Raw genomic sequence first — 24,633 nt, 5'->3', positions numbered from 1 at the left:
GGGTGAGATGGTCGTGGTGTGTCTGGTGTGATCACGGCGTCGGAGCCGTCCTGGACAGCCCCGTTCTCCGGACTGAGGCCGCATCAGTTCCGCAAGTTGATCAATGCGCTTCGGCGAGAGGGGGCGGACCCGGTCCGCAAGGTCGGCCGTGGGGCCTCCCTCTGGAGGACCGCGTTCTCCTCGTCGTCGCCTAGTGGCGGACGAACCTGACTTTGCGACAGCTTGCCCCGCTGTTCGGCATCTCGAAGTCCGCCGCCGACCGCATCATTGACCACCTCGCACCGTTGCTCGGGTTGCGGCAGCGCACGCGGTTCCACAAGGACACCGTGCTGATCGTGGACGGCACCTTAGTCCCCAGAAGCGGCTTCTTCGCGTCGGCCCGTCGCTCGCGAAGCGACTCGGCCGGCACCTGGAGACTCTGTCCGGCGGGGATGACGCACTCCTGTTCACAACACCCGGCGGCAAGCCACTGCGCTACAACCAGTGGCGCAAGGCGTACTTCGACCCTGCCCTCTCGGCAGCCGGGCTCACCGACGTGACCCCGCACGACCTTCGGGCCTCACATGGCACGCGGGTCGCCGACCGCTACGGCGTCATGACCGCAGCTCACCGGCTCGGCCACTCGAACGCGAGCGTCACGACTCGGCACTACGCCCGGCCGGTCGCCGGTCGGGATGACCAAGTTGCCGAAGCGGCAGATGCGTGGCTTGCTGGGCAAGACGGGATCGGCTCTCCCGAAGTCCAATAGCCCCTCTGAGACGCCCTGCACATGTGACGCCCCTGGCCAGAAGCACGGTCAGGGGCGTTGTGCTGTGCCGCAGTGTCCAATTCACGTCTATGCCCTGCGCATATGCACCGATACTCTGCGTGCTCATGGGGAAAGTGGTGCGTCTGTACTGGGGATACATGGTGGCTGCTGCCTTGGTCGTTGCCTGGAGCCAGCAATGGTCCTTGCCTGTGATCGTGGCTCTCTCACTCGGCGTCTCGACCTATGCCGCCTTCCAGGTGCCGGTCTGGTGCGGAGCGGTGAACCGAGACGGGCAGACCTACTGCCGCAACAACGCTTATGGCGTGTTGATGGGGTGCTCGAAACGTCAGCATAGGTGGCAGAAGATCAAGATGATCGTTCTGCGCAGCAAGATCGGGAACGTGAGTCGCTCCGTGTTTCCAACGGCCAAAGAGAAGTTCAATGGCGCTCTCGCCGTAGGAGGGCTGCTGTCGGCTGTCGCCGCCGTGATCGTTCCCGCCGTGACTGGCGGCTGAGCGGGCGCGACCGAGCGCCTGGGGCAGTAGCGGGCACGACGAAGATGAGGACGGCTCCGCCGGGGCGCTCGTACCCGTCTGACCTGCGGCGGAGGGAAGGCGCCCATGATCGCCGAGATGTCTTGAAACCCTTCGTGGCGCGAGTCACCGTGGGTTCAAATCCCACACCCACCGCATGTGCGCGGCCCCTGACCAGCTGAATCGGTCAGGGGCCGTTGGCACGTCCGTCGGAGTAGGTCTTGAACGCGTTCAAATCCTATGGCAGGGTGGCGGAAGCGTGAGAGGGCTGGGGGAATCGGGATGGGGATCGCTCGGCTTGGCAGAGCACTCGGTGCCTCACTGGCGGTTGGCGTGCTGTCCGCACTGCTCTCCGGTTGCTACAGCCTCGCTGCCGCGATCCACGATCCCCCGCAGCCGCCGGGCACACCCCAAGTCGTGACCGACGGCCACCTCGTCGGCACCTGGCGGGACGAGGCGGGCGGCAGCATCACCTTCGCCGCGAACGGAGTCTTCACCGCCACGAAGATCTGCGGTGAATTCCTGTACTGGACGGCAGGCGGCCCCGGGCGGGAGGGCTCCCCATGGAAATCCGGAGACGGGTCGTGGGACACGATGGTCTGGACACCGTCGGACGAGTCCACGCCGAGAACTGAAATAACGATCCGGTTCTCCAGCTCAGACGTGTCCGCAGGGTACGAAGCGGGGGGAACTGTGCGGTCTCCCAAGCTCTGGGCGTACATAGGGGAACTGGACGACTACAAGCTGTGCACCTTGAGCCGGTAGTCGACCGGCACGCGCGCGCGGCGCCCCGTCCACCGTTGCGCGAGCGGGCTCCATGGGGCGCACAGGGCAAGCGGATGACGCTCGTCGCGCGGCTACCCACCTGGATCAAGAGCGCGAAGAACAGAGATGAGGTTCTGCGCGCATCGACCGGATCAGGTCGTCCCTCGCCTGACCGGCTTGCCCCCACACCCGTCCCGTGCCGAGATCGCGCCCCGGGTCAGGACTTCTTCGCGGTGGTGCGCTTCACGCCTCTGCCCGTGCCGGAGCGGGTGCGTGCGGGAGCAGGGGAACCGCTCTTCCGTCCGCTTGCGGCCTTCGGGGTGTCCTGCTCCTCGTCCTGCGACGGCGTTGCCCGGGGAGTCGGACCGGTCGGCCACTTGAACTCGATCTCCAGCTCGATCTCCCCGTCGCCGACCTCGACCTCGATCTCGCTGTGAAGATCGCTGGGGATCTGCAGGCTGAGCTTCCAGGGATCGAGTTTCAGTTCCGCTTTCCCGCCCCGCCGCAACGCGGCTGCCAGGGCCTCAAGCCGGTCGGCCGCCTCCTCGCGGGACAGCGAGCGTTTCTGTTCGAGCTTGAGGTCCGACATGGCGTTCTCCGATCCGGGGCGGCAGCAAGAGCCGACAGTGCCCATTCTGGCGCCATGTGCCCTATCGGACATCTCGCCCATGTCGCTCATCTCGCCAGGGCACTCACCGACCCGGCTGCAGGACCCGCAACAGACGCAACTGGCCGATCTCCGCCGCGTTCTTCATCAGCTCCGCGTTCACCCTGCCGATCACGGGGGCGACGCTGTATGCGGGGTCGTTCGGCCAGGGGAACGGTGCCGTGGGCTCCAGGTCCGCCTCGTCGAGCCGGAACAGCGCCGCCAGGGTCGGACTCGGTCTCCGCCCGGTCCGGCACCCGTCTGCCGTCGGCGGCCCGGCGCACCGTCCAGCAGTGCGGTGCCGGTTCCCACAGGAAGCCCTCGGGCCGCAACCGGGCTAGGTGGTACTCGAACAAAGCCCATGTCAGGTCGAACGGCCAGCCCGTCAGCTCACGTCGGGAGCGCTCATGGCCCGACCCTGGCACCGGGGCTCCCCTCCGCTACAAGCCGTTTCTGTGTGCCGCGGGTTCCTCGCCGTGCGCCGCCTCGGCGGACTACAACTCGTAGTCCCGCGCCAGGTCCTCCCACGCAACCTCCCGCAGCGCCTCCTCCGCGTCACAGCCGGACGGCACGTGCGCGGTGGGCTGGAACCAGACGATCGTGAGGGCGGAGCGGTAGAGCACCGGGTCGTGGTCTCGTTCGAGGGCCGTGGAGCGGAAGGCGCCGACGCAGGCCACCGCGGGCAGGACCTCGACCGGGCCGAAGGCGCCCGCGTACTGGTCGGGGTACTCGCGCGGCGGCGGGACGAGGTGGACCGGAGTGGTGGGGTGGGCGCGCTCAGCGGTGTGGACGAGGCCCTTGATCTTCATGTCGTTGACCGGTTTGCACGGGTAGCCCTCCAGCATCCCGCCGTACGTCGAGGAGAGCCGCAGCTCGGACAGGTCGAGTGAGCGGCCGGAGGTGAGGACGACGCGGGTCAACGACATGGTCGGCACTCTAGGGCGGTGGTGCATCGAGCTCCCGTGAATTTCTGGGCTTGCTGTGCCGCTGTTCGCGGTTTCGTGGCCCGCCGTGCCGATGTCCGTGTGTCAGGGGCGGTGCCCGGTCAGCCGTGCCGCCGACGCGATCGTCGCGCGGGCCTCGCGTTCGGTCAGGCCGGTGTTGAGGGCGGCCTCGACGAGGGGCGCGACCAGGGCGGGGCCGATGCCGTCCTCGTAGGCGCGGCAGGCCGCCCAGAACAGACGGGTGTTGCGCTGGCCCTCGTGGGCGGCGAGCACGAACTGGACGAGTCCCTGTCCATGCCCGTCGGCCGACGGGGGCGTGGGGTGGTGCGTGCGGGGCGGGGGGAGCAGAAGGCGCAGGAGGGCGCGCGGGCAGGGCGCGGGCGCGATGTGGGACGTGCCGGGAGCGGTGCCGTAGACGCCGTGGTCGGTGCGCGAGCCGGGCCCGACCAGGTAGCCGCCGGCGCCCCGGATGTCGATGCCGGGCGCGAGGCGGCCCGCCGAGTTGGGGACGACGACGTCGGGTGGGCCGGTGAGCCAGAGATGGCGACCGCCACTGGGGGTCAGGACGACGACGGTGGGCGGGATCGTGAACAGGTGGCGCAGCGCGAGTTCACGCAGGGCGGCCGAGGAGTCCGTACCGGACTTGGTGTCGAGGTCGATGCCGATCAGGTGGTGTGGGGGCAGGCCGCAGGCGATGCCGTAACCCGTCGCCCACGGGGCGGCGGCGAACAGTTCACGGATGCGGACGGGGTCGGTGGAGGCGTCGTAGACGCCGTGCCCGAAGCGGCCGCACTCGCCGTGGCAGGGCGTGGGACCGGGGTCGTCGCGGTGGGGGGAGCGCAGCGCCGGGAGCTTCGTCCGGGACAGCGGGATGACGGCCAGGCCGCGTTCGGCGGCTGACAGGGCGTGTGCGAGGGCCAGCGTCGTGGCCTGCCGGTCGGTGGTGGCCATGACTCTATTTTCGTACGTACGTTCGAAAAAAGAAAGGGGAATGGTCGGGCGGCGGCGGGTGGCTCGTCGGTCCGTGCGGGTTGGCCGGACGTGTGCAGAAACGCTTCCCCTCTTGTGGGGCTTGGGGGGTGAGCTGACCGTACTGCCCTGGTTCGAGCCCTGGAAGTGACGAAAGGGGTTTATCGACTTGTCATCACGCTTCAGGGGGAATGGAGGCTTCCGGGGTGGTTCGCCAGGGATTCGGTGGGCAACGTTGATCTCGCGACGTCGTGCAGGACACCGGGCGGTCGGCCAACTGCCTGGGAACGAGCAGTACTTCATGCACCACCTATGCGTCCGGCGGGGAGCCTGGGCGCACCTGTTCTGGAGGAACAACATGGCAAGCATCCGTACCGCCCGCGTCATCGCCGCCGTCTCCGCCCTCCCGCTGGCCGCCGCCCTCTTCGCCGGCGTCGCGGCGGCGGACAACGGCGCCTTCGCGGACGACGGATCCAGCGCGGCCGTCACGAACGCCGCCCAGGGCCTCGTCGGCAGCGGGGTCGGCGGCGACAACTTCGGCACCTCGTCCACCACCCAGCAGCAGGCGACCGGCTCCGGCGCCTCGAACCAGAGCAACACCGCACAGGTCAACGGCTCGGCGTTCACGGCCGTCAACCAGGGCAACGACAACGCGGCGGTCAACTTCACGCCGCTGTGGTGGTGAGCTGAGGGGGTCGGTGCCCCGTGCTCAGCACCGGCCCCCTCGGAAGTGTGTGGGTGTGCGTTGTGGGGTGCAGTGCGTCTGCGCGGCGGTACTTCGGTGCCGCCGCGCAGGCGTTTTCGGCGCGCCCGCGAGCGGTTCGGCGGGCTTGACAGTGCGTATCGTCTGACGGACAGTCAGAAACCTCCACGGGCCCCGATTCCCGAGCGTTGCGCCCGTGCCTCGTGGAACTCCCCGGAAAGTCGTGGGAACCGGATCGGTGGCCGCGGTGTACCAGAAGTGTCAGTGCGATGCGCTGTGGCGCTGTGGGACTACGAGGCCGACGGGACGAGGGGGCGACGGTGAGCTACGAGCCGGTGGTGAGCCATGAGGTGGCGGCACGCGACGAGTTCGGGGAGCGTCTGAAGGTCTACGAGGGGCGGTCCGCCGCCGTGGCCCGCGCGGGCCGGGACCCGGTGAACGCGCCCATGATCCGGCACTGGTGCGAGGCGATGGGCGACACCAACCCGGCGTACGAGGGGCCGGACGCCGTCGCACCGCCCACCATGCTCCAGGCGTGGACCATGGCCGGGCTCCGCGGTCACACGGACCGGGCGCATGCGTACGAGGAGTTGCTCGACCTGCTCGACGAGGCGGGCTACACCTCGGTGGTCGCCACCGACTGCGAGCAGGAGTACTTACGGCCGCTGCGGCCGGGGGACGAGATCACCTTCGACTCGGTGATCGAGTCGGTGTCGGAGAAGAAGACGACGAAGCTCGGCACCGGCTACTTCGTCACGACCCGTATGGACGTCCGCACCGGCTCCGACCTGGCGGGCACCCACCGCTTCCGGATTCTCAAGTACGCACCCGTCCGTCAGGCCGGGCGGTCGGGCGCGCGCCAGACACCGTCCCGCCCGCGCCCCGTCGTCAACCGTGACAACGCCGGCTTCTGGGAGGGCGTCCGGCGGCACACCCTGCTCATCCAGCGCTGCACCGGCTGCGGCACCCCGCGCCACCCCTGGCTGCCAGGCTGCAACGCCTGCGGCAGCCCGGACTGGGACACGGTCGAGGCGAGCGGTGAGGGAGCCGTCTACTCGTACGTCGTGATGCACCATCCGCCCTTCCCGGCCTTCGACCCGCCCTACGCGGTCGCGCTGATCGAGCTGGCCGAGGGCGTACGAATGATCAGCAACGTGGTGGGGGTGCCGTACGACAAGGTGCGGATCGGCATGCCGGTGCGACTGGAATTCCAGGCGTACGACGACGAGTTGGTGCTGCCGGTCTTCCGCGGGCGGGAGGAGGTCGCGTGAACGCCGGTGACGAACTGCCCCCTCTGGAGATCCCGATCACCCGCACGCTGATCGTCGCCGGAGCCATCGCCTCACGGGACTACCAGGACGTGCACCACGACGCCGAGTTGGCCCGGAAGAAGGGCTCCCCCGACATCTTCATGAACATCCTGACGACCAACGGCCTGGTCGGCCGCTACATCACCGACCACTTCGGACCGACGTCCGTCCTGCGCAGGGTGGCCATACGGCTCGGGGCGCCCAACCACCCGGGGGACACGATGGTGTTGCGGGGCACGATCGAGCAGATCGACGGTGACACGGCGACGGTGAGAGTGATCGGCGCGAACGACATCGGCAGACACGTGACCGGCACGGTGACGGTGACCGTGCCACCGGAACCCGCACCCGAACCCGAACCGGAACGGGAACCGGCGCCGACCGCACGGACGGACAGGGCGGACAGGGAGGTGACCGTCCCACCGGCGGCGCCGATCCCACCGTCGGACAGGGCGGTGACCCCTCCACCAGTGGCGCCGACCCCACCGCCGGGCACGGCGACCACCGGACCGCCGGAAGCCCCCAGCGCGCCATCGGCAGGCCCGGCATGAGTGCCCGGCGGCGGGACGCCCTGGCCGGGCGGGCGGCGATCGTGGGTGTCGGGGCCACCGAGTTCTCCAAGGACTCCGGACGCAGTGAGCTTCGGCTGGCCGTGGAGGCGGTGCGGGCGGCCTTGGACGACGCGGGACTGAGGCCGGGGGACGTGGACGGGCTGGTGACCTTCACGATGGACACCAGCCCGGAGATCACCGTGGCCCAGGCCTGCGGCATGGGTGAGCTGTCCTTCTTCTCCCGCGTCCACTACGGCGGCGGCGCGGCCTGCGCGACCGTTCAGCAGGCGGCGCTCGCCGTGGCGACGGGTGTGGCGGAGGTCGTGGTCTGCTACCGGGCGTTCAACGAGCGGTCGGGGCGGCGGTTCGGCTCGGGGGTGCAGCACCGGGAGCCGTCGGCGGAGGGCGTGGCGCTCGGGTGGTCGCTGCCGTTCGGGTTGCTCACGCCGGCTTCCTGGGTGGCGATGGCGGCCCAGCGCTATCTGCATACCTACGGGCTGAAGCCGGAGGTCTTCGGGCATGTGGCCGTGATGGACCGGGCGTACGCGGCGACCAACCCGGCCGCGTACTTCCACGGCAGACCGATCACCCTCGACGACCACGCGGCCTCGCGCTGGATCGTCGAGCCGCTGCGGCTGCTGGACTGCTGCCAGGAGACGGACGGAGGCCAGGCGCTCGTCATCACATCCGTCGACCGGGCGCGCGGCCTGCCGCACCGACCCGCGGTCATAGCCGCCGCGGCCCAGGGCGCGGCCCGAGGGCAGGAGCAGATGACGAGCTTCTACCGGGACGACCTCACCGGCCTGCCGGAGGTGGCCGTGGTGGCACGGCAGCTGTGGCGGACGGCGGGGCTGGGGCCGGGGGAGATCGACGTGGGGATCCTGTACGACCACTTCACGCCGTACGTGCTGATGCAGCTGGAGGAGTTCGGGTTCTGCGGAAAGGGGGAGGGCGGCGACTTCGTGCGCGAGGAGCGGTTGCCCATCAACACGCACGGAGGGCAGCTGGGGGAGGCGTATCTGCACGGGATGAACGGAATCGCGGAGGGAGTCAGGCAGGTGCGGGGTACGTCCGTGAACCAGATACCCGGGGCCGAGCGCGTGCTGGTGACGGCGGGCACGGGCGTGCCCACATCGGGGCTGGTGCTTGCTGCGGGCGGCTGACGTGGGTCGGCCAGGGGGCCCGGACCGGCCAGGGGTGACTGACACGGGTTGCTGCGGGCGGCTGGCCCGGCTTGAACCGCAGGCGACCGGCCCAGCTTGGACCACAGGCGACCGGCCCGGGCAGGCTGTGGGGGTTGGTGGCCGCAGGCGACCGTCCCGGGCAGGCTGTGGGGATTGGTGGCCGCAGGCGACCGTCCCGGGCAGGCTGCGGGGGCTGGTGGGAGCAGGCCGCGGGAGGCTGATGTGAGCCGCCCGCAGGAGGCCGACCCCCAGGGGTGATCCCGCAGGAGATGTCACTCCCTCGTCCACCTTCAGGAGGTGGAGTGAGCCCCACCCCTACAACCTGAGGCGGACGTCGCTTCGGCACTTGCGGCCGATCCGCCGAAGCAGGGGCCGCTCATAGCGTGGAGCCATGACCACACCCGTCTGCACCAGCGCCTCCGACGCCGCGACGCGGTCCCTTCCGAACGCGACGTACCCCTCCTTCACGTCGTACGTGCGGGCTCGCCAGCCAGTGCTGCTGCGTACCGCACGGTCGCTGACCGCGAACCCCAGTGACGCGGAGGACCTGCTGCAGACAGCGCTGGCCAAGACATACGTCGCCTGGGAGCGCATCCAGGACCACCGTGCGCTCGACGGCTATGTGCGCAGGGCGCTGCTGAACACGCGGACCTCCCAGTGGCGCAAGCGCAGAGTCGACGAGTTCGCCTGCGACGAGTTGCCCGAGCCTGAGCCCCTGCCCGGCCGCGACGACGACCCGGCGGAACAGCAGGCGCTGCACGACGCGATGTGGCGCGCGATCATGCGGTTGCCGGCGCGGCAGCGGGCGATGGTGGTCCTGCGGTACTACGAGGACCTCAGCGAGGTCCAGACGGCCGAGGTGCTCGGGGTGTCCGTCGGTACGGTGAAGTCGGCCGTCTCACGAGCGCTGGGGAAGCTGCGCGAGGACCCTGAGCTGGGGCTGGTCCGCTAGCGAGGAGGTGCGGCCCGTTACCGGCACGGCCGCATGAACGCAACGTGACATGATCGATCGCCCGTGCCTAGTGACATACCGCGCGGTATGCGCGCAGAATCTGCGCAACCCTTACCACCGCGTTGGCAATGTCGCCCCGGGAGGACGCCGTGCTGAGCACCATGCAGGACGTACCGCTGCTGATCTCCAGGATCCTGAGCCATGGGTCCACGATCCACGGAACATCGCAGGTCACCACCTGGACCGGCGAGGCGGAGCCGCACCGTCGTTCCTTCGCCGAGGTCGGTGCCCGGGCAGCGCAGCTGGCGCACGCTCTGCGTGAGGACCTGGGCGTGTCCGGCGACGAGCGGGTCGCGACCTTGATGTGGAACAACGCCGAGCACGTCGAGGCCTACTTCGCGATCCCCTCCATGGGCGCGGTCCTGCACACCCTCAACCTCCGCCTCCCCGCCGAGCAGCTCGCCTGGATCGTCAACCACGCGGCGGACCGGGTCGTCATCGCCAACGGTTCGCTCCTGCCCCTGCTCGCCCCGCTGCTCCCGCACCTCAAGACGGTCGAGCACGTGGTGGTGTCGGGGCCCGGTGACCGTTCCCTGCTCGCGGGCGCCACCGCGCGGGTGCACGAGTACGAGGAGCTGATCGCCGGCAAGCCGACGGCGTACGACTGGCCGGAGCTGGACGAGCGCCAGGCCGCCGCCATGTGCTACACCTCCGGCACCACCGGCGACCCCAAGGGTGTCGTCTACTCCCACCGTTCGGTCTACCTGCACTCCATGCAGGTGAACATGGCTCAGTCGATGGGTCTGACCGACCAGGACACCTCGCTCATCGTGGTCCCCCAGTTCCATGTGAACGCCTGGGGCCTGCCGCACGCCACCTTCATGACCGGCGTCAACATGCTGATGCCGGACCGCTTCCTGCAGCCCGCGCCCCTCGCCGAGATGATCGAGGGCGAGAAGCCGACCCACGCGGCCGCCGTGCCCACCATCTGGCAGGGTCTGCTCGCCGAGCTCACCGCCAGGCCCCGGGACGTCTCCACCCTCGGCCAGGTCACGATCGGCGGCTCGGCCTGTCCGCCCGCGCTCATGGCGGCCTTCGACAAGCTCGGCATGCGGGTCTGCCACGCCTGGGGCATGACGGAGACCTCCCCGCTCGGCACGATCGCCCGTCCACCGGCCCATGTGGCCGGTACGGAGGAGGAGTTCGCGTACCGGCTCACCCAGGGCCGTTTCCCGGCGGGCGTCCAGGCCCGTCTCACCGGCCCCGGCGGTGAGCGCCTCCCGTGGGACGGCGAGGCGGCCGGCGAGCTGGAGGTGCGCGGCCCCTGGATCGCAGGCGCCTACTACAACGGGCCCGACGCCGAACCGCTGCGTCCCGCCGACAAGTTCAGCGAGGACGGCTGGCTGAAGACCGGTGACGTCGGCATCATCTCCCCCGACGGCTTCCTCACCCTCACCGACCGCGCCAAGGACGTCATCAAGTCCGGCGGCGAGTGGATCTCCTCGGTCGAGCTGGAGAACGCCCTGATGTCCCACCCGGCCGTCGCCGAGGCCGCCGTGGTCGCGGTCCCCGACGACAAGTGGGGCGAGCGTCCGCTGGCCACGGTCGTCCTCAAGGAGGGCGCCTCCGCGGACTTCGAGACCCTGCGCGCCTTCCTCGCCGACGAGGGCAAGATCGCCAAGTGGCAGCTGCCGGAGCGCTGGACGGTCATCGAGGCGGTCCCGAAGACGAGCGTCGGCAAGTTCGACAAGAAGGTGCTGCGCCGACAGTACGCGGAGGGCGACCTGGACGTCACCCGGCTCTGAGGCGCCCGTGTGACCGTGCGGCGCAAGGAGCGGTACTGACGGCCGCGGTCAGGAGAACGTCGTACGCCGGGCCAGGGGAAGCCACCCTGGCCCGGCGTTCTGCTGCCTCACTCGCCCCGCGTCGCCCTCAGCCGCCCAGCGCCTGGGCGAAGGGGGCGTCGGACCCCGCCCGTCCGACCGCCGAGCTGCCGAAGCTCAGCGCCCCGGTGCTGCCGAAGCCGGCCGACGTGCCGCGCAGCCGCCACACCGCGCCGGCACCCGTGCTCGGGCTCGGGGGCACCTCGCCGATCGCGGCCGCGGTGAGGTCGGCCCTGCCGTTGCCGTCGATGTCCGACAGCAGGACGTAGGAGCCGAAGCGGTCCTTGCTCTCGGCGGTGCCGGGGACGCCGGAGGTGTTCTGGCTGACGGTCTGGTGGCCGCTGCCGGCGACGCCGGTCGCCGAGCCGCGCAGCAGGACGATCGACCCCGCGTCGGTGAGGCTGCCGAGGTCCTCGGCGGGGACGCCGACGGCGACGTCCGCGTAGCCGTCGCCGGTCACGTCGGCGACGGACAGGGACGCCCCGAACCGGTCCCCGCTCTCCGAAGCACCCGGCACGCCGGGCGAGTTCTGGGTGAGCGGAACGGGCGCGGTGGGTCCGTCCGTGCCGCCGTAGAGGACGCAGAGGGCGCCTCCGAGCGCCAACGACTCGTAGGCGTCGGCCACCACGATGTCGTCGTAGCCGTCGCCGTCGATGTCCCCGATCGCGGAGGTGTGCGTGTGCGGCAGCATCGCCTTGCGCACCAGTCCGGCTCCGGATGCCGACCCCTCGAAGTACCAGGCGCTCTGGGTGCCGCCGCGCAGCGCCCGGTACTGCACGACGAGGTCGTCCGCGGCGTCGCCGGAGACGTTCCCGGTGGACAGGAAGCCGGTGGCGTACGCCGAGGACGTCGGCAGGGTCACGGTCGCGGCGGAGGTCCAGGCGCCCGAGCGGCTGAAGGGGCCCTTGAGGACCGAGACGGTGGACAGCAGACCGTTGTAGGCGGCCAGGTCGGTGTGCCCGTCGCCGTCGAAGTCGCCCGCGGTGAGGGCGCTGCCGAACTCGTTGCCGTCCTTGGCCACCGGGTCCTTGACCATGGCCGCGGAGGAGCCGAGCCCGCCCGGACCGCCCCAGTACAGGGTGACCGAGCCCTGGTTCGCGTTCGGGCTGTACGTCTCACCGGGGGCGCCGACCGCGAGGTCGCTGTAGCCGTCGCCGTCGAAGTCGGCCACGGAGAACGCCGCCCCGAACTGGTCGTTGCCCTCGGGCGATCCCGGGTTGACGCTCCCGGACTGCGTGAGGATCTTGCGCTTGGCGGGGTCGATCCCGGCGGACGTGCCGTAGACGACGGCGACCCAGCCTGCGTTCGTATAGCCGTCGGTCCCGTCGGGGACGCCGATGGCGATGTCACGGTAGCCGTCCCCGTTGAAGTCACCGCCCGGCCCGCCTCCGGCAGTGGTGGCCGAGGCCGCGGAGGCCGTGGCGGCACCGGCCGGTCCGGTGGTGGCGGCGATCAGGCCACCGGTCAGCGCCAGGCCGACGGTGGTGGCGAGGGCGAGTCGGATGCGTCTGGGCATACGGGACATACGGCGTTCCCTGCGCTTGGCCCGTGAGGGCGTGGGTGGGGCGGTGTGGCCTGAAAGAGACCTGTGGCAGGGGGCGACGGTTGTACGGGTGACGGGACTTTCCACGACACCGGCACATCCGCCGTGCCCGCCGACACCATCGCCGTACACGCACCTCTGCCCGCCGACACCATCGCCGTACACGCACCTCTGCCGTGCCCGTCGGCACCACCGCCGTGCCCGCCCGCACCTCTGCCCTGCCCGCCCGCACCTCTCCCGTGCCCCCGCCACCCCCGCCCGCATCACCGCCGCACGGCCGTGGTCACCCAGCCGAAGACCAGCCAGACGCCCGCCACCGCGCACACCCCACCCCACGCCCAGTGGCTGAAAGCCACCCCCGCCAGGGCCGAGGCGGTGGCGCCGCCCGCGAAACCGGCGACGACGTACGCGCTGTTGGCGGTCGCGGGGGAGGTCGTGGTCGTCAGGGCGAGGGTCTGGTTGGCGACGTGGGAGGCGACGAGCGCGGCGTGGACGGCGACGGCGGCAACGAACAGGGCGCCCATCACCTGCCCGCCCAGCCAGAACAGCGGTACGGAGACGGCGGCGAGCAGATACGCGGACCGTACGACACGTGCGGCGCCGAAGCGGTCGACCAGGCCGCCCGCGAGCGGGGCGACGAGGCTCGCCGCCAGGCCGAACAGGCCGAAGAGCCCGGCGGTGGCGGTCGACAGGCCGTACGGCTCACCCGTCAGCAGCAGGGTCAGGGTCGTCCACAGGGCGCTCCAGGCGCCGTACATGCCGGCCTGCCGTACGCAGGCGCGCCACAGGTCGGGTGAGCGGCGCACCAGGCCCGGCATCGAGGTGAGGCCCGAGAAGAGGCCGCCGGTGCGGCGAGGGCGTTCGGCGGGCAGGACCGTCGAGGTCAGCAGACCGAGCACGGCGGTGAGGGCGGCCGCCCCGGCGAACACCCATCGCCAGCCGAAGGCCTGTCCGGCCAGACCGCCGAGGACACGGGCCGCGACGATGCCGGTGAAGAGCCCGGCGATGACGGCCGCGACATGGCGGGCGCGGCGGTCGGCGGGGGCGCGTTCGGCGACCAGCGGGACGAGGAGCTGCGGGACGACGGTGGCGGCGGAGGCGACGAGGACCGCGGCCGCGAGCGCGGTGGTACCGGACGCCGCGGCAGCCACGGCCAGGGCCGCCGTCGTGGCCAGCGACAGGCCGGCGACCAGCGGGCGCCGGCTCACCCGGTCGCCGAGCGGGGCGAAGAAGAGCAGGCCGGCGGCGTAACCGAACTGCGCGACCGAGGCGATCCAGGCGACGGCCGAGGGCTCGGTGCCGAAGTCCGCGGCGATGTCGGCGAGCAGGGGGGCCGCGAGATAGATGTTGGCGGCCGTGACCGCGGAGCACAGCGCGATCAGGGGGAGGAAGAGGCGGGATACGCCGCCGGACGGATCCGTGGGCCGACGTGCCGGCCCGGCCTGCGGGTTTGTGTGTGCTGACGGCATCGCTGACGGCATCGACGACGACATGAGAGGAGTGACCCCTTTGAGTCCGCTCTAGTAACTAACTAGTTGGTTGGAGAATGCCCGACCAGTGTGCGCTCTTCACCCCTTCCCGTCAACCAAACAGTTGGTTACCTGCCCGGCTACCCTTGACCCATGGGAGTAAGGGACCCCGAGGCCACCAAGGCCCGGATCTTCGACGCGGCCGTGGCCGAGTTCGCCCGGTACGGCATCGCGGGTGCCCGCGTCGACCGCATCGCGGCCGAGGCGAAGGCCAACAAGCAGCTGATCTACGCCTATTACGGCAACAAGGCGGAGCTGTTCTCCAAGGTCCTCGGCCGGTGCATGGTCGACCTCGCGGCGGCCGTCCCCGTCGACACGGACGACATCGAGGGCTGGCTCGACCGGCTGATGGACTACCACGCCGCCCACCCCGAGCTGCTGCGCCTCCTCTACTGGGAGGGCATCCAGTACGGCACCGCCGAACTCCCCGACGAGACCGAGCGGCAGGCCCACTACGCCCACAAGGTCGCCGCCGTCCGGGACGGCCAGGACCGGGGTGTGGTCACCGACGCGATCCCGGCCCAGGACCTGCTGTTCCTGCTGGTCGCGATGGCCAACTGGGCCACCGTCGTACCGCAGATGAGCCGCATCCTGGTGGGCGGTGAGGACGACGACCGCGAACGCCTGCGCGCCTCCGTCAAGGAGGCGGCACGCAGGCTCGTCGCGCGCTGAGAAGGGGCGAGCGCGCGAGGCGGGCCGACCGCGCGCCCGCCTCCGTCAGTTGGTCCCGATCCGCGACAGCAGGTCGACGATCCTCGACTGCACCTCGCCGCTGGTGGACCGCTCCGCCAGGAACAGCACCGTCTCGCCGGAGGCCAGCCGCGGCAGGTCGGCCTGGTCGACGGCGGCCGTGTAGACGACGAGCGGGGTGCGGTTGAGCTGCCCGTTCGCGCGCAGCCAGTCCACGATTCCGGCCCGGCGCCGGTGCACCTGCATCAGGTCCATCACGACCAGGTTCGGCCGGAAGTCACCCGCCAGCACCACCGCGTCGGCGTCGCTCGCGGCCCGCGCCACCTGCATCCCGCGCCGCTCCAGCGTCGCGGTCAGCGCCAACGCGATCTCCGCGTGCTCCTCGATGAGCAGCACGCGCGGCGGGTGCTGCTCGCTGTCCCGGGGCGCCAGCGCCTTCAGCAGTACGGCGGGGTCGGCGCCGTACGCCGCCTCCCGCGACGCCTGTCCGAGCCCGGCCGTCACCATCACCGGCACCTCGGCCGCGACGGCCGCCTGCCGCAGCGACTGCAACGCGGTCCGCGTGATCGGCCCCGTCAACGGGTCCACGAACAGCGCGGCCGGGAACGCCGCGATCTGGGCGTCGACCTCCTCCCGCGAGTGCACGATGACCGGCCGGTAGCCGCGGTCGCTGAGCGCCTGCTGGGTCGTCACGTCCGGCGCCGGCCACACCAGCAGCCGCCGCGGGTTGTCCAGCGGCTCCGGCGGCAGCTCGTCGTCCATCGGCTGCGGACGCGGGGTGTCGGCGACCTCGACGGCCCCGCCCGGACCGTCCAGCGGTTCGGGGCCCTCGGCGGCGTTCTCGTCGGGGGCGCCTATGGCGTACGACCGTCCGGCGCCCTCGGTCATCGGTGACAGCCGCGACTGACCGGCCGACGAGGCCTGGGGCTGTCCGCCGAGCGACGGCTGCGGCGCCGCCGGAACGGGCTGTGCGGGCACCGGCTGCTCGGCCGGCGGATGCGGCCGCGCCGCCTGCTCCGTCGAGGCACCCGCCCGCGCGGCGGGGTCCGGCGGCGTACCCAGCTTGCGGCGCCGGCCACCGCCGCTCGTCTGGTGCGGGGGCGGCGTGGCCGACGGCTGGGCGGCCTGCTGCACCTGAGCCGCCTGCCGCGTGAACGGCACCCCCTGCCCCAACGTCCGCACACTGATCGCCCGACCCTGCGTCGAGTTCGGGTCGACAGCGGCGGCAGGAGCGGCCGGCGCGGCAGGAGCCGCGGCCTCGGCGGGAAGGGGCTGAGCCGCACGCTGCGGGGCGGCGGGCGCCTGCGCCGGCGTCTCGGGGGGCAGCGGGGTGCCCGGAGCAGGGGTGCCGGATGCGGGCTGCGCCGCGGGAGGGGGCGTGGCCTGCTGGGGGGCGTTCGGCTGCGGCGGCACGGGGGCGGCGGCGCCGTTCACCGTCACGGCGGCCCCGGCTCCGGAAGTGTCGTCGGCAGCGGGCCACGGCTGCGGCGCGGGGACGCCCTGAGCCGGGGTGCCCTGTGCCGGGACACCCTGCGGTGGGGTGCCCTGCGTGGGGACACCCTGCCCGGGGGTCGCCCCGGCGGGAAGGGGCGCGTCGGGAACCGGCTGCACCGAGGCGGGCTGACCGGGGACCGGCTGAGGCACCGGCACCGGCTGCTCGGGAGCCACCTGGCCCTGTACTCCCTGTACTCCCTGCACTCCTTGCGCGGGCGTCCCGGCGGCTTCCGGCGGCTGGGCCACGGCGCGCCGCCTACGTCCGGTCGGCGCACTCGTCGGATGCGGCTGCGGCGGGGTGTGGTCCGCGGCCTGGTCGTGGGGCACGGCATCGTGCCGCCCCTCGTCGACGACCACGCCACCGGGCGCACCTTGCCCCGGAATCTGGGCCTGCCCTGGAATCTGGGCCTGTCCCGGAATCTGGGCCTGTCCCGGAATCTGGGCCTGTCCCGGAATCTGGGCCTGTCCCGGAATCTGGGCCTGTCCCGGAACCTGGGTCTGCCCCGGAATCTGAATCTGTCCTGGAACCTGGGCCTGTCCCGGAACCTGGGTCTGTCCCGGAATCTGGGTCTGCCCTGCAACCTGGGCCTGCCCCGCAACCTCGACTTGCCCAGGAACCTCCGCCTGAGGCGGCACAGGAGCCGGCTCCTGCCCCGCGACCGGAGCACCGACCGGAACAGGAACCGGAACCGGAACCGGAACCGGATTCTGCCCGGGAACCGGCCCCGGAGCCTGCCCCGGAACGATCGGTACGGCCGCGGCCGCGGCAGCCGGATCGACAGGCACCGCCGGAGTCGTCACCGAGCCCGGTGCCGCAGCCGCAGCCGCCCCGGCGCCGCCCGGTCCCTCCGCTCCACCCGCGGCGGCACGGTCCGCGTCGGCGGGCGGCAGCGCGAAGACCTTGCGGGCTCCCGCGTCCTCAGCCTGCGCGGCACCACGCTCGGACGCCGCGGCCAGGGCACGTCGACGCCGCCCGGTCGGCTGCGGACCGCCGTTCTGCTGAGCGCCCTCGGCCGTACCGGCCCCGGGAGCCGACTGGACGCCGTCACCGGCCGCGGGAAGTGCGGGCGGCAACGCGTGCTGCTCCCCGCCGTCACGCCGGGCGCGTCGCCCGGTGGGCGCGGGTACTCCCTGCGGCGGTACGGTCCCGCCCAGCCCGTTGCCGACGGCCGCGGCCCCCGCGGCATGCTCGGCGGCGGTGACGACGGCGCCTTCGGCGACACCGTCCGCCGCGTCCTCGGCCGGCCGTCCGCGTCGCCTTCCGGTCCCGCCGGAGGCCTCCCCGCCGTCACCCGCACCCTGCGGGAGCTCCGACACGGCCGCGCGCCTGCGCCGCCGACCGGTGGGCGCGGTGCCCTCGGCGTCGGCGGTCACCGTGCCGCCCTCCTCGCCTTCGGCGCCGGGCGTGTCGCCGTCGAGGAACGCGTCGACGGAGGACCGCCGGGCGCGTCGCCGCCCGCCCCCGGCACCCTGCTCGGCAGCCACGACGGCCACGGCGCCGGCGGCCCCGTCATCGGCCGGGTCACCGGTCACAGCCGCGGCGGCCTCGTCGGGGGCGGCGGCAACGGCTCCGGCCCCACCGCCGATCGGCACCTCCAGGACGTACGCGCTGCCGCTCATCCCGGGCACCTCGTGCGTCTGGAGCACCCCGCCGTGGGCCCGCACGATCCCGCGCACGATCGGCTCGTGCACCGGGTCTCCGCCGGCGTACGGCCCGCGCACCTCGATGCGTACGACCTCGCCGCGCTGCGCCGCCGCGACGACGACGGTGTTGTCCAGGTAACCGCCCGCCGACACGGGCGAGTTGCCGGTCGCGTCGACACCGGCGACATCCGCGACCAGATGCGCGAGCGCGGTCGCGAGGCGCTGCGGGTCGACCTCGGCCTCGATGGGCGGCGCGTGCACGGCGAACTGCACCCGCCCCGGCCCGATCAGCTCGACGGCCCCCTCGACGCCCGCGGCGACGACGGCGTCGAGCATCACCTTCGTACGGGAGACCGCTTCGCCACCGGAGTCGAGCCGCTGGTACTGCAGGACGTTGTCGATCAGCGTCGTGATCCGCGAGTAGCCGGCCGACAGGTGGTGCAGCACCTGGTTGGCCTCGGGCCACAACTGCCCGGCGTCGTCCGCGGCGAGCGCGGCCAGCTCCCGGCGCAGCTCGTCGAGGGGACCGCGCAGCGAGCTCCCGAGCAGGGTCAGCAGCTGCTCGTGCCGCCCCGCCAGCGCCTCGTACCGGTCCTTCTCCCGCTCCCCGAGCGCGGCGTACCGCTCCTCACCGGCGGCGAGCTCCTCCTGGTGCCGCTCCTGGAGCTCCTCGATCTCGGTCACGTGCTTCTGCCGCAGGGCGGTCAGCTCGGAGGCGTGCTCCTCGGTGAGGCGCTCCAGCTCCTCCTCGTGACGCTTCCGCGCGGTGTCCTTCTCCTCGGCGAGAGCGTCGTAGGGCCGCCGGTCGGTGAAGGTCATGACGGCGCCGACGAGCTGATCGCCGTCGCGCACGGGCGCGGTCGTCAGGTCGACGGACACCTTGTCGCCGCCCTTGGACCACAGCACCTGCCCGCGGACCCGGTGCTTGCGCCCGGAGCGCAGGGTGTCGGCGAGCGCGGACTCCTCGTACGGGAAGGGCGAGCCGTCGGCCCGCGAGTGGAGCACGAGCGTGTGCAGCTCGCGTCCGCCCAGGTCACTGGCCCGATAGCCCAGTATTTGAGCGGCGGCCGGATTGACCAGGACGATCCGTCCGTCGGTGTCGGTGCCCACGACGCCCTCGGAGGCCGCCCGCAGGATCATCTCGGTCTGCCGCTGCGAACGGGCCAGCTCGGCCTCGGTGTCCACGGTCCCGGAGAGGTCCCGTACGACGAGCATGAGCAACTCGTCACCGGTGTAGCCGTAGCCGTCGTAGGCCTGCTGGCCGTTCTCCAGATTCGCGGACGTGACCTCGACCGGGAACTCGCCGCCGTCCGTGCGCCGGGCCATCATCCGGGTCGGCTTGGTCCGTCCCTGCGGGTCCATGTGGTCGGGGCGCCGCATGGACCCCGGGATGAGCTTGGAGTCGAAGTGCGGCAGCAGATCGAGCAGCCCGCGCCCGACCAGAGCGGTCCCGGGCGCCTCGAAGGTCTCCAGGGCGATGGTGTTGGCGTTGACGACGGTCCCATTGGCGTTGACCAGCACCAACGCGTCGGGCAGCGCGTCGAGTATGGCTGCGAGGCGAGCAGCGCCTCGGGATGGCCTGCTGCTCACGAGACGCTTCCTCCCTGTTACCGCACCTTGCCGACCGCTCGGGCCATCTTGCCAACCGGCCCGCAGCGTGTCACGCGAGGGAGTCTAAGGGCTGGGGTTGCGCTCGCGACGCCGGATGAGAGGGAGGTCGCACGACGAAGTGACCCAGAACGTATGACCGCCTGTACAGACGTGCTTCCGGCGTCCCGCCAGCTGCCTTCCGCTTTCGCGAGACCTTCGCGGGACATTTACGGAGCCGGTGCTTCCCCTTTGGAAACCTGTACGAGGGCGTACCGGAGCCCCTGCTTCCCGCGCCGGGGCTACGGCCGCCCCTCCCGCCGCAGATCGGGCAGCACCGGCACGAGCCGGTCCCACCGGCCGATCTGACACCCGTCACCGCGGTCGTACCGGGCGTCCACCGGTCGCCCTGCCCAGGTCCCGGTGACATGGGCGGTGGCCGGCCCCCCGTACTGCATGGTGCACAGACTGTCCTTCGGTACGGGGGCGAAGGCGTCCTTGCCCCACCGGGTGCCGCGGTCGAGCGCGGCACAGGCGCCGGAGGGGTCCGGGTGGGTGCCGCCACCGGGGTGGCAGTGCAGCTCGTACGTCCCGTCGAAGCCGTCACCGGCGTCGCGGACGGTGATGGTGAGGTGGTCGCCGGAGCGATGGGGGTCGCGGAGGGACGGGGGCGTGAGAGGAAGCGGCGCGGTGGGGGCGTACGCCGAGGCGGGCGTGACGGAGGCGGAAGCGGCGGCGACGAGGGAGACGGCGACGAGGAGCACCCGCCGAAGACGCCCGTCCGTGGCGGAACGACTGACCTGCAACATGACCTGACCAACGCCGCACACCCGCGGACGTTGCGGCCCGCGGCCCCGCCTCGAACCCGTTCCTTCCGTCCCGAAGACCTCGCAGCACGCCGGGAAGGGCTTTGCCCTGCGGCCCGCCTGCCTAGTACCGTGGACGTCGATTGGTGACACCCCGCTCGACTGTGTCATCATCTGCACGCACCGATCGCGCTCGCGCGAGCGGCTGTGCTGGAGGCGTCGCCTAGTCCGGTCTATGGCGCCGCACTGCTAATGCGGTTTGGGCCTTAAAGCCCATCGAGGGTTCAAATCCCTCCGCCTCCGCGCTGAGTCACGAAGCCCCGGTTCCCTGGACCGGGGCTTCGTCGTTCCCTCCGGCCCCTTCCTGCCGCTCCCGCCACATCCAGCCCTTCAGGGGCATTTCCGCAGGTCGCAAGGGGTGTGCCAAACGGATTTCACATGGCGGCGCCGGTCATGTAATGTTCTTCCTGTCGCCGCGAGCGGGCCGAAAGGGCCGGGAGCGGCGAAAAAACAGAACAAGCACTCGTAGCTTAACGGATAGAGCATCTGACTACGGATCAGAAGGTTGCAGGTTCGAATCCTGCCGAGTGCACACAGGTGAGAGGCCCCGGAGAGATCCGGGGCCTCTTGCGTTTCTGGGACGTGCGGCGGACATCGAGGGAGGTGTCACGCCCGTCTCGTACAACCCTTCGGTCATTCGCGTTGTCTACGAACCGTCCGAAACGCGTTCCGGGGAGAAACACCGCCATGTCTTTGCAGCTCCGCACCGTCGTCGCCACCGCGACCGCCGTCGCGCTGGCCGGTGGCCTGCTGACGGCTGTCACCGCGGCACCGGCAGTCGCCGCCGCCAAGTACGCCGACGACTTCAACGGTGACGGCCACCGCGACCTGGCGATCGGCGCGCCCTACAAGAGCGTCGACGGTGCCTCGGCCGCGGGCGGCGTGGTCGTGGCTTTCGGCTCCGCCACCGGTCTGACCACCAAGAAGGTCGGGCTCACCCAGAGTTCGTCCGGGGTGCCGGGGACGCCTGAGGAAGGCGACCACTTCGGGATATCGATCGCCAGCGGGGACCTGGACGCGGACGGATACGCGGACCTCGTCGTGGGCGCCGACGGCGAAGACGTGGGCAGCAACGACGGCCAGGGCAGCGTGACCATCCTCTGGGGCGGCACCCGGCCGTTCACCAGCAGCACCACGACCGTGGTGGCCGACCCGCACCAGTGGCAGGGCCACGGCTGGGACGTCGCCGTGGGGGACTTCACCGGGGACAGCGGCGCGGACCTCGCCGTGATCGACTCGGATTCCGTCGCCGTGTACGCCGGGGGTCTCGCCCGAGGGAGCCGGCCCGCACCGACGTACACCGGCCTGACCGGGCCCGGCGGACAGCTCGGCAACAGCGAGGCGGCCGTGGGTGACATCGACGGTGACGGCAAGGACGACCTGGCCGTCACCGGAAGCGACTACGGCAACGACCGGCCGGCCGTCGACGTCTTCTACGGCGCGACGGGCAGGCCGCAGCCGGGAGCGCGGGTGACCGGCGGCGGCACGGCCGTCGCCCTCGGCGACGTCAACGGGGACGGCTACGACGACATGGCGGCGTCCCTCACCTGGCCGGAGCTGTACTCCGCCGCCGACCCGAGCGGCGGTGCCGGCTACGTCACCGTGCGGTACGGCAGCGAGGCGGGTGTGGGTGCTCCGGTGGTCATCCACCAGAACAGCACGGGCGTGCCCGGCGCGAACGAGGACTCCGACGGCTTCGGCTGCTCCCTGGCGTTCGGCGACATCACCGGTGACGGGCGGGCCGAGCTGGTGGTCGGCGCCAACGGCGAGGACCTCGGCAGCGTCAAGAACGCCGGCGACGTGACGGTGTTCCGCGGCTCCGCCTCCGGAGTGTCGATGTCCGGGGTCGTGCGCGTCTCCCAGGACACCACCGCGGTGCCGGGCGGCCCCGAGACCGACGACCTCTTCGGCGCCAGGGTCCGGCTCGTCGACTACAACCGCAACGGCAAGGCGGACCTTGCCGTCACCGCGTCCTTCGAGAACGCCCGCAGCGGAGCCCTGTGGTCCCTGCCGGGCACCTCTTCGGGCCTCACCGGTTCCGGTTCCAAGGTCTTCACCTCCGGCGACTACGGCCTCGCGAACGGATCGCGGTTCGGGGAGTCGATGCTCGACTGAGCCGGGCACCGGCAGGAGCGCGACGGGAGGACCCCTGCGCTCCGCGGCCGGCGCACCGACGCCGCAAGCCCTGGGGAGGTGATCCACAGGGCTTGTCGTTCTCGTCCTCCGCGGTCGAGCGGCTGCCATACCGGCGTGACGGGAGGCGAGGCTCGTCGTACCGGGGTGGCGTGAAAAAACGTGTCGCCACGAGGAGCGTTGACGCATCGGGGACGACGTGGTGCTGGAGGTGTCGTGCCCGCCGATCCCGTGCGGCACGTTCCAGGGGTGGCTGGAGCAGGACGGGTGGATCAAGCGGTTCACCCGGGCCGCCCTGCCGGGCACGTATCTGCGGGTGATCGAACCCGGTGACATCCGTGCCGCCGACCCCGTCCGGATCGTGCATCGGCCCGATCACGACGTGACCGTCGCGCTCACCTTCCGTGCCATGACCCTCGAATCGGAGCTGCTTCCCGCGCTGTTGGCCGCGGAGGCGCTCCCGGAGGAGATCAGGGACATCGCTCGCAGGCGTTCGGGCGCGTAGGCCCGTCCGGATCGAGTGCGGGGCCCGCTCGGGCCGCCTTCCGTGAGCGGGGCGACCGGACGTCGGGCCGGTCGCCCCCCAACCTGCATGCGAACAAACGTATTTGTGGCTTGTGTTCGAATGGCTCTAGCTTTCGCGCATGACCATGTCACGAAGAACCATCATCAAGGGCATAGCCACCGCCCCCTTCGCCGCAGCCACGGGCGGTCTGCTCGCCGCAACTCCCGCCCATGCGGCGACGCTCGACCCGGGCCACTTCTCCCTCACCAGCCGCTCCTCCAACAGCCACGGTGAATTCGCCGCCCTCAACGCCGGCTTGGCGACCAGGCTCCCCAAGGTGGACGCGACCGCCGTCGTCGCCGACACCAACCGCAACGCCCCCAGGCTCACCAGCGCCCCCAGCACGGCCGAGGCTTTCCAGGCCGGGTTCGCCTTCGACGCCGACGACCAGAGCGTCGACTACTGGATCCCGCAGGGCGTCACCACCAGCGCCGACGCCTACGGCAACGGGCTCTACCCGGAGGGCGGCAGCAACAAGGTCATCCTCGTCTCCTGGTACTTCGAGACCAACCCCGACAATCTCCCCCCGGACGAGTACACGCTCGACAAGGGCATGCGGCTCACCTTCGTCGACTACAACAACCCCAGCGCGCCCACCTACCGGCATGTGCTGCTCGTCGAGCCCGCCCGGACCAGCACCGGCGCCTACTCCTTCAACCCCGTCCGCAAGCACGCCGGCGGCATCATGTGGTACGGCAACCTGCTGTACGTCGTCGACACGTTCAAGGGGCTGCGGGTGTTCGACCTGAACACCCTCTTCAAGGTCGCCACCGCGGAGAAGGACGTGTGCGGTCTGCACACCGACGGGGCCTACTACGGCTACGGCTACCAGTACGTCCTGCCGCAGAGCCACGCCTACGACAACGCCGGGAAGTACCTGCGCTACACGACCATCGGGCTCGACCGCGCCAGCACCCCCGACAGCCTGGTGATCAGCGAGTACTCCAAGTCCGGCACCGTCGACTACGGCGACGGCGACTTCAACGGAACCGTGGAGCTCACCACGACGCCCAAGGTGGTCCGCTGGGAACTCGACTACACCGACCGGCGCCTGGCCTCGCTCAACGCCAAGCAGGCCATGACCGTCGCCCAGGAGAAGATCCAGGGTGTCGTCTCCCGCAAGGACAAGCACTACCTCGCGGTCAGCAACGGGCCCAGCGCCAAGGGCACCCTGCGCACCTTCAACACCGGCGGCTCGACCGCGAGCGTCGTGTGCGACCTGGCCGTGGGTTGCGAGGACCTCAGCTACCACAGCAGCGGTGCCTCCGGCTGGGCCTTCGCCGAGTCCGTCATCTGGAACGTCAGTGAGTACACCGGCAGGCGGTACGTCTACGCCGTCCGCGCCGACGGTTCCTGACCGTCGTGCCGAGGCCCTGGAGCGGGTGCGCCAGCCG

The 24,633-nt window shown here is 71.4% G+C and carries 17 protein-coding genes, 2 tRNA genes and 5 pseudogenes; 16 read left to right on the top strand and 8 right to left on the bottom strand.

Annotated features, from left to right (window positions below; translation table 11 throughout):
* Positions 1 to 18 precede the first annotated feature (18 nt).
* The 4 genes and pseudogenes from ACWCPI_RS12230 to ACWCPI_RS12215 form a co-directional block, all read left to right on the top strand.
* Positions 19 to 356 (top strand): annotated as a pseudogene (locus ACWCPI_RS12230) (helix-turn-helix domain-containing protein); the annotation flags it as partial.
* A pseudogene (locus ACWCPI_RS12225) lies at positions 350 to 748 on the top strand (tyrosine-type recombinase/integrase); the annotation flags it as partial. The pseudogenes ACWCPI_RS12230 and ACWCPI_RS12225, both read left to right, overlap by 7 nt.
* 125 nt (positions 749 to 873) lie before the next feature.
* Positions 874 to 1,263 (top strand): hypothetical protein, encoded by a 390-nt coding sequence (locus ACWCPI_RS12220; protein ID WP_041670841.1) that lies wholly within the window; start codon positions 874 to 876, stop codon positions 1,261 to 1,263.
* A gap of 351 nt (positions 1,264 to 1,614) precedes the next feature.
* Entirely contained in the window at positions 1,615 to 2,046 is a 432-nt protein-coding gene (locus tag ACWCPI_RS12215; RefSeq protein ID WP_451038042.1) for a hypothetical protein, read from the top strand.
* 217 nt (positions 2,047 to 2,263) lie between these two features.
* On the opposite strand, the gene ACWCPI_RS12210 is transcribed toward ACWCPI_RS12215, so the two are convergent.
* The 4 genes and pseudogenes from ACWCPI_RS12210 to ACWCPI_RS12195 all read right to left on the bottom strand — a co-directional run bounded on the left by ACWCPI_RS12210 (position 2,264) and on the right by ACWCPI_RS12195 (position 4,587).
* A complete protein-coding gene (locus tag ACWCPI_RS12210; RefSeq protein WP_451038041.1) occupies positions 2,264 to 2,635 on the bottom strand; it encodes an amphi-Trp domain-containing protein in 372 nt (123 codons plus the stop codon).
* A 103-nt stretch (positions 2,636 to 2,738) separates the two neighbouring features.
* Positions 2,739 to 3,117 (bottom strand): annotated as a pseudogene (locus ACWCPI_RS12205) (hypothetical protein).
* 69 nt (positions 3,118 to 3,186) lie between these two features.
* A complete protein-coding gene (locus tag ACWCPI_RS12200) occupies positions 3,187 to 3,618 on the bottom strand; it encodes a hypothetical protein (RefSeq protein ID WP_451038040.1) in 432 nt (143 codons plus the stop codon).
* A gap of 102 nt (positions 3,619 to 3,720) precedes the next feature.
* The gene (locus tag ACWCPI_RS12195) at positions 3,721 to 4,587 is read right to left on the bottom strand and encodes a bifunctional DNA primase/polymerase (protein ID WP_451038039.1); all 867 of its coding nucleotides are present in this window, start codon (positions 4,585 to 4,587) and stop codon (positions 3,721 to 3,723) included.
* Positions 4,588 to 4,963: 376 nt separating this feature from the next.
* Between ACWCPI_RS12195 and ACWCPI_RS12190 the strand changes: the two genes are divergently transcribed.
* From ACWCPI_RS12190 to ACWCPI_RS12165, 6 genes and pseudogenes are all read left to right on the top strand, one after another.
* Positions 4,964 to 5,290: a hypothetical protein gene (locus tag ACWCPI_RS12190; RefSeq protein WP_451038038.1), complete on the top strand. Its 327-nt coding sequence runs from the start codon at positions 4,964 to 4,966 to the stop codon at positions 5,288 to 5,290.
* A gap of 287 nt (positions 5,291 to 5,577) precedes the next feature.
* The gene (locus ACWCPI_RS12185; RefSeq protein ID WP_451038037.1) at positions 5,578 to 6,579 is read left to right on the top strand and encodes a bifunctional MaoC family dehydratase N-terminal/OB-fold nucleic acid binding domain-containing protein; all 1,002 of its coding nucleotides are present in this window, start codon (positions 5,578 to 5,580) and stop codon (positions 6,577 to 6,579) included.
* Positions 6,576 to 6,953 (top strand): annotated as a pseudogene (locus ACWCPI_RS12180) (MaoC/PaaZ C-terminal domain-containing protein); the annotation flags it as partial. The gene ACWCPI_RS12185 and the pseudogene ACWCPI_RS12180, both read left to right, overlap by 4 nt.
* 212 nt (positions 6,954 to 7,165) lie before the next feature.
* Complete coding sequence (locus tag ACWCPI_RS12175; protein ID WP_451038036.1) at positions 7,166 to 8,332, top strand: lipid-transfer protein; 1,167 nt, start codon at positions 7,166 to 7,168, stop codon at positions 8,330 to 8,332.
* 412 nt (positions 8,333 to 8,744) lie between these two features.
* Positions 8,745 to 9,305 carry a SigE family RNA polymerase sigma factor gene (locus ACWCPI_RS12170; RefSeq protein WP_451038035.1) on the top strand — a complete coding sequence of 187 codons (561 nt, stop codon included), beginning with the start codon at positions 8,745 to 8,747 and terminating at the stop codon, positions 9,303 to 9,305.
* Between the two features lie 128 nt (positions 9,306 to 9,433).
* Positions 9,434 to 11,110, top strand: coding sequence for a long-chain fatty acid--CoA ligase (locus ACWCPI_RS12165; protein WP_451038218.1), 1,677 nt, complete (start codon positions 9,434 to 9,436; stop codon positions 11,108 to 11,110).
* Positions 11,111 to 11,237: 127 nt separating this feature from the next.
* Here ACWCPI_RS12165 and ACWCPI_RS12160 read toward each other — a convergent pair whose 3' ends face one another.
* Both ACWCPI_RS12160 and ACWCPI_RS12155 read right to left on the bottom strand, forming a co-directional pair.
* Positions 11,238 to 12,704, bottom strand: coding sequence for an FG-GAP and VCBS repeat-containing protein (locus tag ACWCPI_RS12160; protein WP_451038034.1), 1,467 nt, complete (start codon positions 12,702 to 12,704; stop codon positions 11,238 to 11,240).
* 290 nt (positions 12,705 to 12,994) lie between these two features.
* Positions 12,995 to 14,200 (bottom strand): MFS transporter, encoded by a 1,206-nt coding sequence (locus tag ACWCPI_RS12155; protein ID WP_451038033.1) that lies wholly within the window; start codon positions 14,198 to 14,200, stop codon positions 12,995 to 12,997.
* A gap of 153 nt (positions 14,201 to 14,353) precedes the next feature.
* Between ACWCPI_RS12155 and ACWCPI_RS12150 the strand changes: the two genes are divergently transcribed.
* Positions 14,354 to 14,932 carry a TetR family transcriptional regulator gene (locus ACWCPI_RS12150; protein ID WP_388803155.1) on the top strand — a complete coding sequence of 193 codons (579 nt, stop codon included), beginning with the start codon at positions 14,354 to 14,356 and terminating at the stop codon, positions 14,930 to 14,932.
* A gap of 45 nt (positions 14,933 to 14,977) precedes the next feature.
* Here ACWCPI_RS12150 and ACWCPI_RS12145 read toward each other — a convergent pair whose 3' ends face one another.
* A complete protein-coding gene (locus ACWCPI_RS12145) occupies positions 14,978 to 19,678 on the bottom strand; it encodes a PAS domain-containing protein (protein ID WP_451038032.1) in 4,701 nt (1,566 codons plus the stop codon).
* 299 nt (positions 19,679 to 19,977) lie between these two features.
* Complete coding sequence (locus ACWCPI_RS12140; RefSeq protein WP_451038031.1) at positions 19,978 to 20,484, bottom strand: SSI family serine proteinase inhibitor; 507 nt, start codon at positions 20,482 to 20,484, stop codon at positions 19,978 to 19,980.
* Between the two features lie 209 nt (positions 20,485 to 20,693).
* On the opposite strand from ACWCPI_RS12140, the gene ACWCPI_RS12135 reads away from it, so the two are divergent.
* From ACWCPI_RS12135 to ACWCPI_RS12115, 5 genes and pseudogenes are all read left to right on the top strand, one after another.
* Positions 20,694 to 20,784: transfer RNA gene (locus tag ACWCPI_RS12135), tRNA-Ser, on the top strand.
* 216 nt (positions 20,785 to 21,000) lie between these two features.
* A tRNA-Arg gene (locus ACWCPI_RS12130) sits at positions 21,001 to 21,073 on the top strand.
* A gap of 155 nt (positions 21,074 to 21,228) precedes the next feature.
* Positions 21,229 to 22,656 (top strand): FG-GAP repeat protein, encoded by a 1,428-nt coding sequence (locus ACWCPI_RS12125; protein ID WP_451038030.1) that lies wholly within the window; start codon positions 21,229 to 21,231, stop codon positions 22,654 to 22,656.
* 202 nt (positions 22,657 to 22,858) lie between these two features.
* Positions 22,859 to 23,179, top strand: a pseudogene (locus ACWCPI_RS12120) (MOSC domain-containing protein); the annotation flags it as partial.
* A gap of 139 nt (positions 23,180 to 23,318) precedes the next feature.
* Positions 23,319 to 24,596 carry a hypothetical protein gene (locus ACWCPI_RS12115; RefSeq protein ID WP_451038029.1) on the top strand — a complete coding sequence of 426 codons (1,278 nt, stop codon included), beginning with the start codon at positions 23,319 to 23,321 and terminating at the stop codon, positions 24,594 to 24,596.
* The last annotated feature ends 37 nt before the right edge of the window (positions 24,597 to 24,633 follow it).

It is taken from the genome of Streptomyces sp. NPDC001920, assembly GCF_053594495.1.
Note: the sequence above shows the minus strand (reverse complement) of the source record. Positions and strands in the feature narration are given on the sequence as shown.